Below are 14,521 nucleotides of genomic sequence, written 5' to 3'. Positions count from 1 at the left end.
GACGGGGTCCAGGGCGCGGGTCGCCCCGGACCCCGTTCGTGTCTCCCCCCGCGTCGATTGCCAATGACACCTGTGACTGGTGTGAATTCGCCGCGCAGGTGAGGGCGGTGCCCCCGGTGTCCCCGGTGCCCCGTTGCGTCGGTTCACACGCGTCACGCGTGTCATTGGCAATCGACGGGGTTCATTGGCAGTCGAGGGGGATCGCCGATCTCACCGGCCCATGTGGGACCGGTCACAGAATGGTCACGATGCGCCGGCCCCCGGTCGCGCCGCCCGCCCGGCCGTGCCATGCTGAGAGCGGTCCCAGCCACCCGGGCGCCCCGCCCGATCAACGTCGATCGAAGGGAACGATCCATGCTCCGCACCATCCGAGCGGGGGCGACGGCCGCCGCCGTCGTCGCACTGGGGGCGATGCTCGCCGCCCCGGCCTCCGCGAAGCCCCCGGCCGCCGACGGACCCGCCGACGCGGGGATCTTCGTCGACAAGGTCGAGAACCTCGGCGACGGCTTCATGAAGGGCGTCGACGTGTCGTCGGTGATCGCCCTCGAGGAGTCCGGCGTCGTGTTCCGCGACGAGTCCGGCAAGAGGCGCGACCTGTTCCGCATCCTCGCGGACGCCGGCGTGACCGACGTGCGCATCCGCGTGTGGAACGACCCGTTCGACTCCGCCGGCCACGGCTACGGCGGCGGCACCGTCGACGCGGAGCGGGCCGTGGAGATCGGCAAGCGCGCGACCCGGGCGGGCCTCGGCGTGCTGGTGGACTTCCACTACTCGGACTTCTGGGCGGACCCCGGCAAGCAGCAGGCGCCCAAGGCGTGGGACGGTTTCGACGGCGCCCAGACCGCCGTCGCGGTCGAGGAGTACACGCGGACCACGCTCGAGGCGATGCGCGAGAAGAGCATCGACGTGCGCATGGTGCAGGTCGGCAACGAGACCAACAACGGCGTCGCCGGCCTGTCCGGCTGGGACGCCATGGCGCAGGTGTTCTCCGCGGGATCCGCCGCGGTGCGCGACGTCTACCCCGACGCGCTGGTCGCGGTGCACTTCACCAACCCCGAGACGGGCCGGTACCCCGGCTACGCCGCCGCGCTCGAGGAGCGCGGGGTCGACTACGACGTGTTCGCGAGCTCGTACTACCCGTTCTGGCACGGCACGCTCGACAACCTCACGGACACGCTGTCCACGGTGGCCGACGGCTACGGCAAGCAGGTGATGGTCGCGGAGACCTCATGGGCGTACACGCTCGAGGACGGCGACGGCCACGGCAACGTCATCGACCTGCCGACCGAGGCCACCGCGTACCCGGTGAGCGTGCAGGGCCAGGCGCACGCGCTCGCCGACGTCATCCAGGCCGTGGCCGACGTCCCCGACGCGGCGGGCATCGGAGTCTTCTACTGGGAGCCCGCGTGGCTGCCGGTCGGCACGCCCGCCCAGCTCGCGCGCAACGAGGTCCTGTGGGAGACGTACGGCTCCGGCTGGGCCTCCAGCTACGCGGGTGAGTACGACCCGGACGATGCGGGGGTCTGGTACGGCGGCTCGGCCTGGGACAACCAGGCGCTGTTCGGCTTCGACGGCACGGCGCTCGAGTCGCTCAAGGTCTTCGACTACGTCGACACCGGCGCGGTCACCGACCTCGCGGTCGAGACCGTCGAGCAGCCCGCGCCGACCTTCCTCGACGGCGACGACATCGTGCTGCCTGCCACGGTGGCCGTGACCTACAACGACCGCAGCGTGGTCGACGAGGACGTGACGTGGTCCGGCTCGGCCGCCTTCATCTCCGGTCCGGGTGAGTACACCGTGAGCGGCACCACCGCCTCCGGGCACGCGACGGTCGCCACCGTGACCGTCGAGGCGGAGAACCTCGTGCCCAACGGCGGCTTCGAGAACGGCACGACCGTGGATCCGTGGGCGTTCACGGCAGGGACGTGGCCGACGACGTTCTGGGTCGAGGCGGGCGGCGACAACGTGGTCGGCGACTACGGCGTCAACGTGTACTTCGGCGGGGCCGCGCCGTCGTCATGGTTCCAGGTGGAGCAGACCGTCACGGGCCTCGCGCCCGGCACCTACCGGCTCACCGCCGCCGCGCACGGCGTCCCGGACCTCTCGCTGCGGCTGTGGGCCTGGGCGGACGGCGGCACCGGTGGCGACGCCGCGTGGGCGCTCGACGGCTGGGACGCGAGCTTCGATGGCTGGCAGGAGGGGCGCGACCCACGCCTCACGGTCGTGGTCGGCGACGCCGGCACCGTCCAGATCGGCATCTGGGGCGAGGGCGACGCGACGGAGTGGGCGTGGATCGACGACGTCCGCCTCGAGCGCGCCCCGACCTCCGACGTCGACACCTCCGCGCTCGCGGACCTCGTCGACCAGGCGGACGCGATCGAGCGCTCCGTGTACACCGACGACTCGCTCGCGATGCTCGACGCCGCGGTGGAGTCCGCCGGCAACGTGCTCGCCTCCTCGCGTCCCGCCGAGGCGGACGTGGCCGCGACCGAGGCGCTCCTGCAGGCCGCGCTCGACGCCCTCGAGCTCGAGGACGGTGCCGAGCTGCCCGACCCGACCGTGGGCGACGTCTCCGTCGAGGCGGTCGAGGGGGACGCCCTCGCGCTGCCCGGCACGGTCACCGTGATCGCGTACGACGGCTCCGCGACCACCGAGGCCGTGGCCTGGTCCGACTCCCTCGCGTGGATCACCTCGCCGGGCGAGTACGCGGTCACCGGCGTCACCGACGGCGGCTGGACCGCGACGGCGCACGTCACGGTCGCCGCGCGCGAGTGGCTGGTGAACCCCGGCTTCGAGACCGGGGACGACGCGGGCTGGACCTTCGCGGCCGACCCGTGGCCGTCGACCTTCGGGGTCCTCGCCAACCCCGCCGGCGAGGGAGGGGACTTCGCGGTCAACGCCTACGACGCGGCCGGCTTCGACGTCGCGGTCACGCAGGAGGTCGCGGGCCTGCCCGCGGGCCTCTACTCCGTGGCCGGCGTCGCGCACGGCGCGGCGAGCGACACCCTCGCGGTGGACTTGGTCGCGGGCGTCGCCGGCACCGAGACGGTCGAGCCGTTCACGATGGCCGGGTGGGAGGCCTACAGCAGGCCCTCGACCACGGTCGAGGTCGCCGAGGGTGAGAGCCTCACGGTGGCCCTGCGGGCGACCGGTGCCGCGGAGGACTGGTTCTGGGCCGACGACCTCTCGGTCACCCGGGCCGCGACGGCCGTGGACACCGCGACCCTCGAGGACCTCGTCGCCGAGGCGGACGGGATCGACCGCGACGCGTACCCGGCCACCGCGCTCGCGGTCCTCGACGACGCGCTCGAGAAGGCGCGCATCGTCCTCGCGGCATCGTCCCCCACGCAGGACCAGGCCGACGAGGCGGCGGCCCTCCTCGAGTCCGCGCTCGACGGCCTCGGCGACGTCCCCGCACCCTGCACGGTGACCTACGCGACCGAGCCGACGACCACCGGCTTCACCGCGACCGCCAAGGTGCGCAACGGCACCGACGCGACGCTCGACGGCTGGTGGCTCGCATGGTCGTTCGCGGGCGACGAGGAGGTCACGGCCGTGAGGCCCGGTGCGTTCCTGCAGGCGGGCGCGGACGTGGTCGTGGTGGACGGCGGCCACACCGCCGAGATCCCGCCGGGCAAGCACGTGGTGATCCACGTCGACGGCACCGGCGACCCGCTCCCGGTCGAGGCGTTCACGCTCGACGGGCGGGAGTGCGCCGTCGCATGAGCCGGGCGCGGGGCGGTCGCGGCGACCGCCCCGCGATCAGGCCTCCGGCTCGGTGAGGTAGAGGCGCAGCGACAGCGCCTCCATCGTCTGGGTGTCGCCCGGCTGCACCACGGCGGCGGTGCGCTCGGCGAGCGAGTCCCACGCGCTGTCCCACACGAGATGCCACGGGGCGCCCTGGTCCTCGGGGATGCGCACGTCGACGGCGCCGTTGTGGCCGTTGACGACGACGAGCGCGTCGGCCTCGGCCGGCCGCGACAGGGACCGCATGAACTGCACCACGCGCGTCTCGGGGTCCTCCCACCAGTCCTCGTCCTCGTGCTCGCCGTCGTGGCGGAACCACGCGGAGTCGGCACGGTAGAGCTGGTCGGTGGGGTCGTGGTCGACGCCGTCGTAGAAGCTGCCCGGGCGCAGCACGCGGTTCTCGCGGCGCAGGCGCAGCAGCTCGGCGATCGAGGCGCGCAGGTCCACCTGCCACTCCTCGAGGTCCCAGTCGAACCACGAGATCTCGTTGTCCTGGCAGTACGCGTTGTTGTTGCCGCCCTGGCTGCGGCCCAGCTCGTCGCCGCCGAGCAGCATCGGCGTGCCGGCGGAGATGAGCAGCGTGCCCATCATGTTCCGCATCGAGCGGCGGCGGGCGTGGAGGATGTCCGGGTCGTCGGTCGCGCCCTCGACGCCGTGGTTGAAGGACCGGTTGTTGTCCGTGCCGTCGCGGTTGTCCTCGCCGTTGGCCTCGTTGTGCTTGTGGTTGTACGCGGTGAGGTCGTGCGCGGTGAAGCCGTCGTGCGCGGTGATGAAGTTGACGGACGCGATCGGGCCGCGCATCCCGTACGGCTCGGAGTGGCCGAAGAGGTCGGACGAGCCGGCGATGCGGGTCGCGAGCTCCGGCGCGGTGGGGTGGTGACGCTGTCCCGAGTTGGCGGCACCCCACTGGAGCCAGAAGGCCCGCGTGTAGTCGCGGAAGCGGTCGTTCCACTCGCCCATGGGCTGGGGGAAGTTGCCCACCTGCCACCCGCCGAGGCCGATGTCCCACGGCTCCGCGATGAGCTTGAGGCCGCCGAGCACGGGGTCCGTGATGAGGCCCACGAGGAACGGGTGGTCGCTCGAGAAGCCCTGCATCGTGCGGCCGAGCGTCGCCGCGAGGTCGAAGCGGAAGCCGTCGACGTGCATCTCGGTCGCCCAGTAGCGCAGCGAGTCGAGCGCCATCTTGCTCACGAGCGGGTGCGCGAAGTCGAGCGTGTTGCCGGTGCCGGTGGTGTCGTCGTAGTGCTGCGGCGCGTGCACCTGGTTGCGGTAGTAGACGCGGTTGTCGAGGCCCTTCCACGACAGCACGCGGTCCGCGCTCGAGCCCTCGCACGTGTGGTTGTAGACGACGTCGAGGATGACCTCGAGCCCGCCCTGGTGGAGCAGGTCGACCATGCCGCAGAACTCGTCCTGGACGGCCTGCGCACCGGCGGCGCGCGCGGCCTCGGTCGCGTAGCCGGCGTGCGGCGCGAAGAAGCCGAGCGTCGAGTACCCCCAGTACGAGTCGAGCCCGCCGTGCTCGAGGTGCGGCTCGGGCGCGAACGCGTGGACCGGCAGCAGCTCGACCGCCGTGATGCCGAGCCCCGTGAGGTAGTCGATCGCGGCGGGATGCGCGAGGCCCGCGTAGGTGCCGCGCAGCTCCTCGGGGATGCCCGGCATCGTCTTGGTGAGGCCCTTGACGTGCGTCTCGTAGATGACGGTGTCCGTCCACGGGACGCGCGGGTGCGGCGTCTGCCACGGGCCCGACGGCTTCTCCGTCACCACCGAGCGCGGCATGAGCGGCGCCGAGTCCGTCGCGTCGCGCGAGCTCAGCAGCGCCTTCGCGCCCGGCTCGGTCATGGGGGTGAGGCGGCCCTCGATGCCGCGCCCGTAGGGGTCGAGCAGCAGCTTGGCGGGGTTGTAGCGGTGGCCCTGCTTGGGCTGCCACGGGCCGGTGGCGCGGAAGCCGTAGCGCTGGCCCACCTCGATGCCCGGCACGAAGGCGTGCCAGATGCCGTTCTGGGGGCCGTGCAGCTGGATCCGGGTCTCCGTGCGGTCGTCGTCGGAGAACAGGCACAGGTGCATCGCGGTCGCATGCGCGGCGTAGACCGCGACGATCGCCCCTCCCTCGACGAGGTGCACGCCGAGGCGATGCGGGTCGGGAGAAGGGGCGACGGTGGGGGAGGTCATGTCCATATTCTTAGCCGAGAACGCTCTCGCGCCCAGGATTGCTTCCCGGCACGGACGATGCGCGGGCGGGTATGAGGGCCGCGCGCGGGCGCCGGATACCTCCCGGGGCTTGCCCGAACGCGCTTCGCTAGGCTGAGGCCCATGCGCATCCTGGTGACGGTGAAGTTCGTCCCCGACCTGCAGTCGCAGCGCTCCTTCACCGAGGGGGCCGTGACGCGTACCGGGGACGATGGCACGATGAACGAGCTCGACGAGAACGCGGTCGAGGCGGCCCTCCAGCTCAAGGAGGCCGCCGGCGAGGGCGAGGTCTACGCCCTCACCGTGGGCGGGGACGATGCGGTGGCGGCGGTCCGCAAGGCCCTCCAGCTGGGCGTCGACCACGCCGTCCACGTCTCCGACGCGGCCGTCGCCGGCTCGGACGTCTTCGGCACCGCGAAGGTGATCGCCGCGGCCGTCGAGAAGATCCACGAGGAGAGCCCGCTCGACCTCGTCATCACCGGCATGGCCGCGCTCGACGGCCTCACGTCGATGCTGCCGACCGCGCTCGCGGCGGAGCTGGACTGGTCGCAGCTCACGCTCGCGTCGGGCCTCACGGTCGAGGGTTCGACCGCGACGGTCGTGCGTCACCTGCCCGACGCCCACGAGACCGTGTCCGCGTCGCTGCCGGCCGTCGTGTCCGTCACGGACGAGGCCAACAAGCCGCGCTACCCCAACTTCAAGCTCATCATGGCGGCCCGCTCCAAGCCCGTCACCACGTGGACGCTGGCGGATCTCGCGATCGATCCGGCGACCGTGGGCGCGGGCGCCGCACGCACCGTCGTCGTCGACGCCTCGCCGCGCCCTCCGAAGGAGGACCGCACGGTGGTCACGGACACGGGGGAGGGCGGCGTCGCCCTCGCCGACTACCTCCTGGGGAAGGGGCTCGCATGAGCACGGTCGCCGTCCTGGTCGAGGCCCGCGGGGGTGCGATCACGCAGCCCACGTTCGAGGCGCTCACGCTCGCGCGCACGCTCGGCACGCCCGTCGCGGTGTGGGTCGGTGACGCCCCCGAGCCGGCCGAGGCCGCGCGCCTCGGCGTCTACGGCGCCGAGGAGGTGCGGGTGGTCGCCGTCGGCGACGACGCCCGCCTGCCCGCCAAGGCCGCCGCCGCGCTCGCGGACGCCACCGGTGACGTCGACGTGGTGCTCATGATCTCGACGTTCGTCAACAAGGAGATCGCGACGCGCCTCGCGCTCGCGACCGGCGCGGGCGTCGTGGTCGATGCGGCCGGCGCGGAGCTGGTCGACGGCCACGTCGAGACGCTCCAGACCGTGTTCGCCGCCACGTGGAACGTGCGCACGCGGATCGCGACGGACAAGGCGATCGTCGCCGTCCGGCCGAACACCACGCAGGCGACGCCTGCGGAGGCTCCGGGCGCCGCCACCGTGGTCGAGGTGGCCGACAGCCTGCCCGAGACGCGCGAGACCGTCGTGTCGCTCGAGCCCGTGCCTGCGCCCGAGGGCGTGCCGCTCGCCGAGGCGCCCGTCGTGGTGTCCGGCGGCCGCGGCACCAACGGCGACTACACGCTCGTGCGCGAGCTCGCGGAGCTGCTCGGCGGCGCCGTCGGGGCGTCGCGCGACGCCACCGACGAGGGCTGGATCTCGCACGAGCACATGGTGGGCCAGACCGGCACCACCGTGACGCCCGCGCTGTACGTCGCGTGCGGCATCTCGGGCGCGGTGCACCACCGCGGCGGCATGCAGGCCTCCGGCACCATCGTCGCGGTCAACATCGATCCTGACGCGCCGATCTTCGAGATCGCCGACTTCGGCGTCGTGGGCGACCTCGGCGACGTGATCCCGCAGGCGATCGCGCGGATCAAGGAGGTCCGCGGGGCCTGACGGCCCCGCGGCACGCCCGCGCCGCGTCAGCCGAGCACCGAGGCGCGCTCCGCGACGAGGCCGGGCCGTCCCTCGGGAGCCACCTTGGCCCCGTCGAGCGTGTACCGCTGCGCGAAGACGAGGGAGCGCTGCTGGCCCCGCTCCTGCGCGATCACCATGATCGCGCGCTCGTCGCCGTCGCGGCCCGTCAGCAGCCCGTCCCAGCAGATCGCGACGCGCTCGGCGGTGCTGGTGCCGGCGGCCTTGCGTGCGGCGGTGACGAGCGCGTCGAGCTCCCCGCCCGAGAACCTCCTGATGGTGCGGTCGCCCGTGCCGGTCTCCTCGACCAGCGCGGGCGCGAGGCCCTCGGACGTGCCGACGGACCGCATGCCGTGCTCGAGCACGGCGAACACGAGCTTGTGGAGCGACTCGCCCCCGGGGATGCCCGCCATGGTTCAGTCCTCCCTGTCGATGCTGAGGGAGAGATCCTCCCACCGGTCGACCTCGGCGCCGAGCCGCTCGAGCTTGGCGCGGGTCTGCGTGACGGCGTGGCGGCCGCAGATGAGGTGCAGTGGCGGCTCGGGCTCGTCGGCGAGCCGCAGCATCGCCTCCGCGGCGGCGGCCGGGGAGCCCGGCTGGTTGCCCGGGAGCGCGTGGATGCGGTCCCAGAACGGCTCCATCACCGGCGCGTAGTCCGGCAGGATCTCCTCGTTCTTGGCGCCGCTGGGGATCCACAGCGTGCGGATGGGGCCCGGCTCGAGCAGCGTCACCCGGATCCCGAGGTGACGGACCTCCGCGGCGAGCGCCTCCATGAAACCCGACACCGCGAACTTCGACGCGCAGTAGTAGCCCAGCCCGGCCGAGCCGCGCACGCCGGCGATGGACGACACCGTGAAGACGTGACCGGACCGGCGCTCGCGCATGTGGGGCAGCAGCGCGGTGGTGACCTTGGCCGCGCCCCAGAAGTTCGCGTCCATCACCTCCTGCGCGTCGGCGGGGTCGGACTCCTCGATCGTCGAGAAGTAGCCGATGCCGGCGTTGTTGACCAGCACGTCGACGTGGCCGAAGCGGGCCACGGCGGCCTCGCAGGCCGCCTCGATCGCCGCATCGTCCCGCACCTCGAGCGGGAGCGCGAGGACGGTGTCGGGGAAGCGCGCGGCGAGGTCGTCGAGCGTCTCGGGGCGGCGCGCGGTCGCCACAACGCGGTGCCCGGCCTCCGCCGCCTTCTCGGCCGTCGCGCGGCCGATGCCGGTCGAGCAGCCGGTGATGAACCAGGTCGCCATGGGGGCTCCTTCGCTAGCCGTGGGTCTCCGGCCACGCTAGCGCGCGCGGGTCCCGGCTACGGCGCGACGAGGGTCCCGTCGTCGGTCTCGATCCACACCGTCTCGCCGCCGGCGGGCGCGGCGTCCCACGTGCCCAGGATCCCGGACGCGATGAAGAGGAACACCCCGATGAAGGCGAGCCCGAAGACCGCCCATACGACGACCATGACGATGCCCAGGGCGCGCGGCGCGGCCCCGATCGGCAGGCCGTCGAGCGCGCCGGCGTCCCCGCGCCGCAGCGCGAAGGGGCGGGCGACGCCCGCGGCGAGCGCCGCATCGTCCCGCGCCTGCTCGTGGTGCATCCGGGCGACCTGCTCGTGGTGGAGGCGCGCCTGCTCCGCCATGCGGTCGTTGTAGCTGTCGTCCATCACGAGCCCCTTCGCCGATGCGCACACGCTAGCGGCGCGGCGCCCCGCTGGGAAGAGCCGCGAGCGTGTCCGGGTCATCCAGGTTTCACGGGAAGTTCACGCGCCGGCAATCCTCTGACCAGGGCGTTTGCCTAGTTTGGAGAGGTCCGTCCCCACACGAAGGAGTCCTCCATGCATCGCCGCCTGATCGCCCCGACGATGGCCGCCGCGCTCGCCGCGACGGCCATCGTGGCGTCCCCAGCCGGGGCCGCCGCACCCGACCTGTTCTTCTCCGAGTACGTGGAGGGCTCCGGGTACAACAAGGCGGTCGAGATCTACAACGGCACCGGCGCGGCCGTCGACCTCGCCGACTACGCGGTGCTGACGTTCCAGAACGGCGTCACCGAGCGGTCGGCGGAGATCCCGCTGACCGGCACGCTCGCGGCCGGCGACGTCTACGTGCTCGCGAGCGGCAACACGAGCACGACCAACGACGTCGTGGCGCTCGCGGACCAGACCTCCGGCTCGGTCCTGTGGAACGGCGACGACGCGCTCCAGCTGGTCCACGCGGGCACCGTCGTCGACGTCCTCGGCGTCGTGGGCGAGCGGCCGAGCTGGGGTGCCAACGTCACGCTGCGGCGCGCGGCCACCGTGTGCGCCGGCGCGGCCGCGTACGACGCGTCGCAGTGGGAGCCCTTCGCCTCCAACACGGTCGACGGGCTCGGCGCGCACGCCGCGAGCTGCGACGGCGGGCCCGTCGTCGACGCGCCGCCGGCCCTCGCCTCGTCCACGCCGGCCGACGGCGACGCCGGCGTGAGCGCGGCCGCCTCGATCGAGGTCGCCTTCACCGAGCCGGTCGCCGCCGGGGGCGCCTTCGCCCTCGCGTGCGACGATGCGCCGGTGGCCGCGACCGTCGCAGGCGGCCCCACCACGTGGACCGTCACGCCCGAGGGCGACCTGCCCGACGGCGCGGCCTGCGTCCTCACCGTGAGCGGCGCGGCCGTCACCGACCTCGACGATGTCGACCCGCCGGACGCCATGGCGGACGATGCGACGGTCGCCTTCACGGTCGCGGACGGCCCGACGCTCATCCACGACGTCCAGGGCACGGGCGACACCGCCGCGATGGTGGGGCAGACGGTCACCATCGAGGGCGTCGTCGTCGGCGACTACGAGGGTCCCAGCCCGACGCTGCGCGGCTTCTACGTCCAGGAGGAGGATGCCGACGCCGACGCCGACCCGGCCACGTCCGAGGCGATCTTCGTCTACCACGGCAGCGCCGACACGGTGGAGGTGGGCGACCTCGTCTCCGTCACCGGCCGCGTCGCCGAGTACTTCGGGCAGACCCAGCTGGGCTACCCCTCGGCGCTCAGCGTCCTCGACACGGGCCTGACCGTCACGCCCGCCGCGGTGTCCCTGCCCTTCGCCGACGCGGACGAGGCCGAGCGCTACGAGGGCATGCTCGTGTCCTTCGACCAGACCCTCACCGTGACCGAGCTGTACGAGCTCGGCCGGTTCGGCGAGGTCACCGTGTCCTCGGGCGGCCGCCTCGACCAGCCGACCGCGGTGGTCGAGCCCGGCGCCGACGCGATCGCGCTGCAGGCGGCCAACGACCTGCGCACGGTCATCGTCGACGACGCCACCAACGCGCAGAACCCCGCCACCCTCATGGGCCGCGGCGGCGACCCGCTCACCGCGGACAACACCCTGCGCGGCGGCGACACCGTCACCGGCCTCACGGGCGTGATGACGTTCGGCTACGACGGCTACTACTCGACCTCGAACGCGTGGCGCGTGCGTCCCGTCTCGGACCGCGCGGACCTCCCGGTCTTCGACGCCGACAACGCCCGCCCCACCGAGGCCCCCGCCGTGGGCGGAGACGTCCAGGTCGCGAGCTTCAACGTCCTCAACTACTTCCTCACGCTCGACGCCTACCCGCACCAGTGCGGTCCCGTCGGCTTCGAGCAGGACTGCCGCGGCGCGTGGAACGCGACCGAGCTCGAGCGTCAGACCGACAAGCTCGTGGCCGCGCTCGCAGGCCTCGACGCGGACGTCATCGGCATCATGGAGATGGAGAACACCACCGGGGTCGAGCCCCTCGCGACGCTGTCCGCGGAGCTCAACGCGTACCTCGGCACCGACTCGTGGACGTACGTCGACACGGGCACCATCGGCACGGACACGATCCGCGTGGGCATCCTCTACGACGCGGCCGTCGTGACCGAGCTCGGCGGCTTCGCCGTCCTCGACTCGAGCGTCGACCCGCGCTTCGACGACAGCCGCAACCGGCCCTCGCTCGCGCAGTCCTTCGTGACGGAGGACGATGCGGCGTTCACTGTGGTGACCAACCACCTCAAGTCGAAGGGCAGCTGCCCGGCCGACGGGGCCGACGCCGACCAGGGCGACGGCGCCGGCTGCTGGAACGCGAGCCGCACGAGCGCGGTCGAGGCCCTCGTGGACTGGCTGGGCTCCGACCCGACGGGCGTCCACGACGCGGACGCGCTCGTCATCGGCGACCTCAACTCGTACGCGATGGAGGACCCCATCGACGTGCTCCGCGAGGCCGGCTACGTCGAGCTCGGCGGCGGCGACTACTCGTACGTGTTCTCGGGCCAGTGGGGCTCGCTCGACTACACGTTCGCCTCGCCGTCGCTCGCGACGCAGGTGACCGACTCGGCCCACGTCCACATCAACGCGGACGAGCCGGCGATCCTCGACTACACCACCCGCTACAAGCCGGCGAACCTCGTCGGGTCGCTCTACGCGCCGGACTGGTTCCGCACGTCGGACCACGACCCGGTGCTCCTGGGCCTCGACCTCGAGCTGCCGGACGCCGTGGTGACCGTGGGCGAGCCCCACGGCGCCGAGGTCCCGATCACGCTGCGCAACCAGGGCGACGCGCCGCTGGCCGGCTGGACCCTCACGTGGGAGGTCCCCGCGGGCGAGTCCGTGGTCAACGTCGCGCGCGGCGACTGGACCCAGGACGGCACCACGGTGACCGTCACGGGTCGCGGCGCGGCCGCCACGCTCGAGCCGGGCGAGGAGATCACGCTGCGGATCATCGGCGGGTCCGTGCCGTCGGCCCTCCAGGTCGACGGCGAGCGCGCGTCGGTGGTGGTCGGCTGATTCCTACACTGGCGGCGTGACCTACCTCGACCACGCGGCGACCACGCCCCTGCGCGCCAGCGCGCGGGAGGCGTGGCTCGCCGCGTCGGAGGAGGTGGGCAACCCGTCCTCGCTGCACGCCGCGGGCCGGCGCGCCCGGGCGATCGTCGAGGACGCGCGCGAGCGCATCGCCGCGGCGCTGGGCGCCGACGCCGCGGAGGTGATCCTCACCTCGGGCGGCACCGAGGCCGACAACCTCGCGGTCATGGGGATCCACCGGGGACGATGCGCGGAGGACCCGTCGCGGCGCACGCTCGCCGTCTCCGCGGTCGAGCACCACGCCGTCCTCGACCCCGCCCGCTGGCTCGCGGACCGCGGCGAGGCGGAGCTCGTCGAGGTGCCGGTCGACGCCGCCGGCACGCTCGACCTGGCGGCGCTCGCGGTCGCGGTCGGACCCGCGACGTCCCTGGTATCGGTCATGTGGGCGAACAACGAGGCGGGCACGGTCCAGCCGCTCGCGGACGTGGTCGAGGCGGCCCGGGCGCAGGGCGTGCCCGTCCACGCGGACGCGGTGCAGGCGGTCCCGTACCTCGACGTCCACCTCCACCGGTCGGGCCTCGATGCGCTGACGGTCTCGGCCCACAAGGTGGGCGGGCCGGTGGGGGTGGGCGCGCTGCTCGCGCGCCGCGGGCTGCCCCTCGTGCCGGTCCTGCACGGCGGCGGGCAGCAGCGGTCGGTCCGCTCAGGCACCCTCGATGCGCCCGGCGCCGCCGCCTTCGCCGCCGCGCTGGACGATGCGGTCGCGGAGCGGTCCGCCGAGCGGGCACGCCTCGAGCGTCTCCGCGCCCGGCTGCTCGACGGCGTGCGGGCGCACGTGCCCGAGGCGACCGTCTCGGGGCCGGCGGATCCTGCGCATCGTCTCCCCGGCATCGTCCACCTCGTGGTGCCCGGCGCGCGGGCCGAGTCCGTGCTCTTCCTGCTCGACGCCGCTGGCATCGCCGCGAGCTCGGGCTCCGCGTGCACCGCGGGCGTGGTGCAGTCGAGCCACGTCGCGATGGCGATGGGCTGGTCCGCGGACGATGCCGCCTGTACGCTCCGCCTCAGCCTGGGCCGGACCTCGACCGACGAGGACGTCGCGGCGGTCCTCGCGGCGCTGCCCGACGCGGTCGCGCGGGCCCGGGCGGCGGCCGGACGCTGAGGCGCGGCATGGTAGACGTGGGGGAGACCCGACCCGCCCTCGTACCCGGAGCCGCCATGACCGCCGAGACCCTGTCCGCCCTCGCCAACGCCCGTGATGTCGCGGCGGCGGCCCCCGGGCTGCGCTTCGGGGTCGCGTTCCGCTCCGATGCGCCGTTCGCGGGGGACGATGCGCCGGTCGGGCTCGCGCCCTGGCCCCCGGCGACCGTGGTCGACCTGCGCGACGCCGACGAGGCGCACGCTCGCCACCCCCTCGCGGACGCCGCCGCTATCCGCTCGATCCCGCTGCTGACGGAGGCGGGGCTCGGTGCCGCGCATCCGGGCTCGACGCTGCTGGGGCTGTACCGGGCGATGATCTCCGGCGGCGCCGCCCGTGCGGTCGTCGGGGTGGCGACGGCGGTGGCGACGGCCCCGGGGCCCGTGCTCGTCCACTGCTCGGCGGGCAAGGACCGCACCGGGGTGTCGGTGGCGCTGGTGCTGAGCCTCGTCGGGGTCGAGCGCGAGCGCATCGTCGAGGACTACGTCGCGACGGCCGGCAACATGCGGGGAGTGGTCGCGCGGATCGCGGCGGGGTGGTCCGGCGGGGGCGGCGAACCGCATGGCGTCGACCTCTCGCGCATCCCCGCGGAGATGCTCACCGCGCCCGCCGCCGCGATCGAGGGGGTCCTCGACGCGTGGGCCGCCGCGGGTGGCGCGGAGGAGTGGTTCCTCGCGCAGGGCGGCCTCGCGTCGGACGTCGACGCGCTGCGGCAGCGGCTCCTGGCCTGAGCCCGCG

The 14,521-nt window shown here is 73.6% G+C and carries 10 protein-coding genes; 6 read left to right on the top strand and 4 right to left on the bottom strand.

All coding sequences use genetic code 11. The features are described from left to right. The first annotated feature begins 354 nt into the window (after positions 1 to 354). Entirely contained in the window at positions 355 to 3,726 is a 3,372-nt protein-coding gene (locus QQX09_RS02970) for a glycosyl hydrolase 53 family protein (protein ID WP_301131225.1), read from the top strand. A 36-nt stretch (positions 3,727 to 3,762) separates the two neighbouring features. On the opposite strand, the gene glgX is transcribed toward QQX09_RS02970, so the two are convergent. Further along, positions 3,763 to 5,916, bottom strand: a complete 2,154-nt coding sequence (gene glgX / locus QQX09_RS02965) for a glycogen debranching protein GlgX (RefSeq protein ID WP_301131224.1) — start codon at positions 5,914 to 5,916, stop codon at positions 3,763 to 3,765. A 141-nt stretch (positions 5,917 to 6,057) separates the two neighbouring features. On the opposite strand from glgX, the gene QQX09_RS02960 reads away from it, so the two are divergent. Both QQX09_RS02960 and QQX09_RS02955 read left to right on the top strand, forming a co-directional pair. Continuing rightward, the gene (locus QQX09_RS02960; RefSeq protein WP_301131223.1) at positions 6,058 to 6,846 is read left to right on the top strand and encodes an electron transfer flavoprotein subunit beta/FixA family protein; all 789 of its coding nucleotides are present in this window, start codon (positions 6,058 to 6,060) and stop codon (positions 6,844 to 6,846) included. Next, positions 6,843 to 7,796: an electron transfer flavoprotein subunit alpha/FixB family protein gene (locus tag QQX09_RS02955; RefSeq protein WP_301131222.1), complete on the top strand. Its 954-nt coding sequence runs from the start codon at positions 6,843 to 6,845 to the stop codon at positions 7,794 to 7,796. The genes QQX09_RS02960 and QQX09_RS02955 overlap by 4 nt, the downstream gene beginning before the upstream one ends. A gap of 26 nt (positions 7,797 to 7,822) precedes the next feature. Here QQX09_RS02955 and QQX09_RS02950 read toward each other — a convergent pair whose 3' ends face one another. The 3 genes from QQX09_RS02950 to QQX09_RS02940 are packed head-to-tail and all read right to left on the bottom strand — an operon-like array spanning position 7,823 to position 9,465. Continuing rightward, entirely contained in the window at positions 7,823 to 8,227 is a 405-nt protein-coding gene (locus QQX09_RS02950; protein WP_301131221.1) for a hypothetical protein, read from the bottom strand. 3 nt (positions 8,228 to 8,230) lie between these two features. Beyond that, positions 8,231 to 9,058, bottom strand: coding sequence for an oxidoreductase (locus QQX09_RS02945; RefSeq protein WP_301131219.1), 828 nt, complete (start codon positions 9,056 to 9,058; stop codon positions 8,231 to 8,233). Positions 9,059 to 9,114: 56 nt separating this feature from the next. After that, positions 9,115 to 9,465: a hypothetical protein gene (locus tag QQX09_RS02940; RefSeq protein WP_301131218.1), complete on the bottom strand. Its 351-nt coding sequence runs from the start codon at positions 9,463 to 9,465 to the stop codon at positions 9,115 to 9,117. Positions 9,466 to 9,636: 171 nt separating this feature from the next. Here QQX09_RS02940 and QQX09_RS02935 point away from each other — a divergent pair, with 171 nt between their 5' ends. Genes QQX09_RS02935 through QQX09_RS02925 form a run of 3 tightly spaced genes read left to right on the top strand, consistent with a single transcriptional unit; the run spans position 9,637 to position 14,514 of the window. Next, the gene (locus QQX09_RS02935) at positions 9,637 to 12,570 is read left to right on the top strand and encodes an ExeM/NucH family extracellular endonuclease (RefSeq protein WP_301131217.1); all 2,934 of its coding nucleotides are present in this window, start codon (positions 9,637 to 9,639) and stop codon (positions 12,568 to 12,570) included. 16 nt (positions 12,571 to 12,586) lie between these two features. Beyond that, positions 12,587 to 13,747, top strand: a complete 1,161-nt coding sequence (locus tag QQX09_RS02930) for a cysteine desulfurase family protein (RefSeq protein WP_301131215.1) — start codon at positions 12,587 to 12,589, stop codon at positions 13,745 to 13,747. A gap of 56 nt (positions 13,748 to 13,803) precedes the next feature. After that, complete coding sequence (locus QQX09_RS02925) at positions 13,804 to 14,514, top strand: tyrosine-protein phosphatase (RefSeq protein WP_301131214.1); 711 nt, start codon at positions 13,804 to 13,806, stop codon at positions 14,512 to 14,514. Positions 14,515 to 14,521 lie beyond the last annotated feature (7 nt).

Source organism: Demequina litoralis (assembly GCF_030418455.1).
In the GTDB taxonomy this organism is placed as follows: Bacteria; Actinomycetota; Actinomycetes; order Actinomycetales; family Demequinaceae; genus Demequina; species Demequina litoralis.
This window is presented reverse-complemented; position numbering and strand designations above follow the sequence as displayed.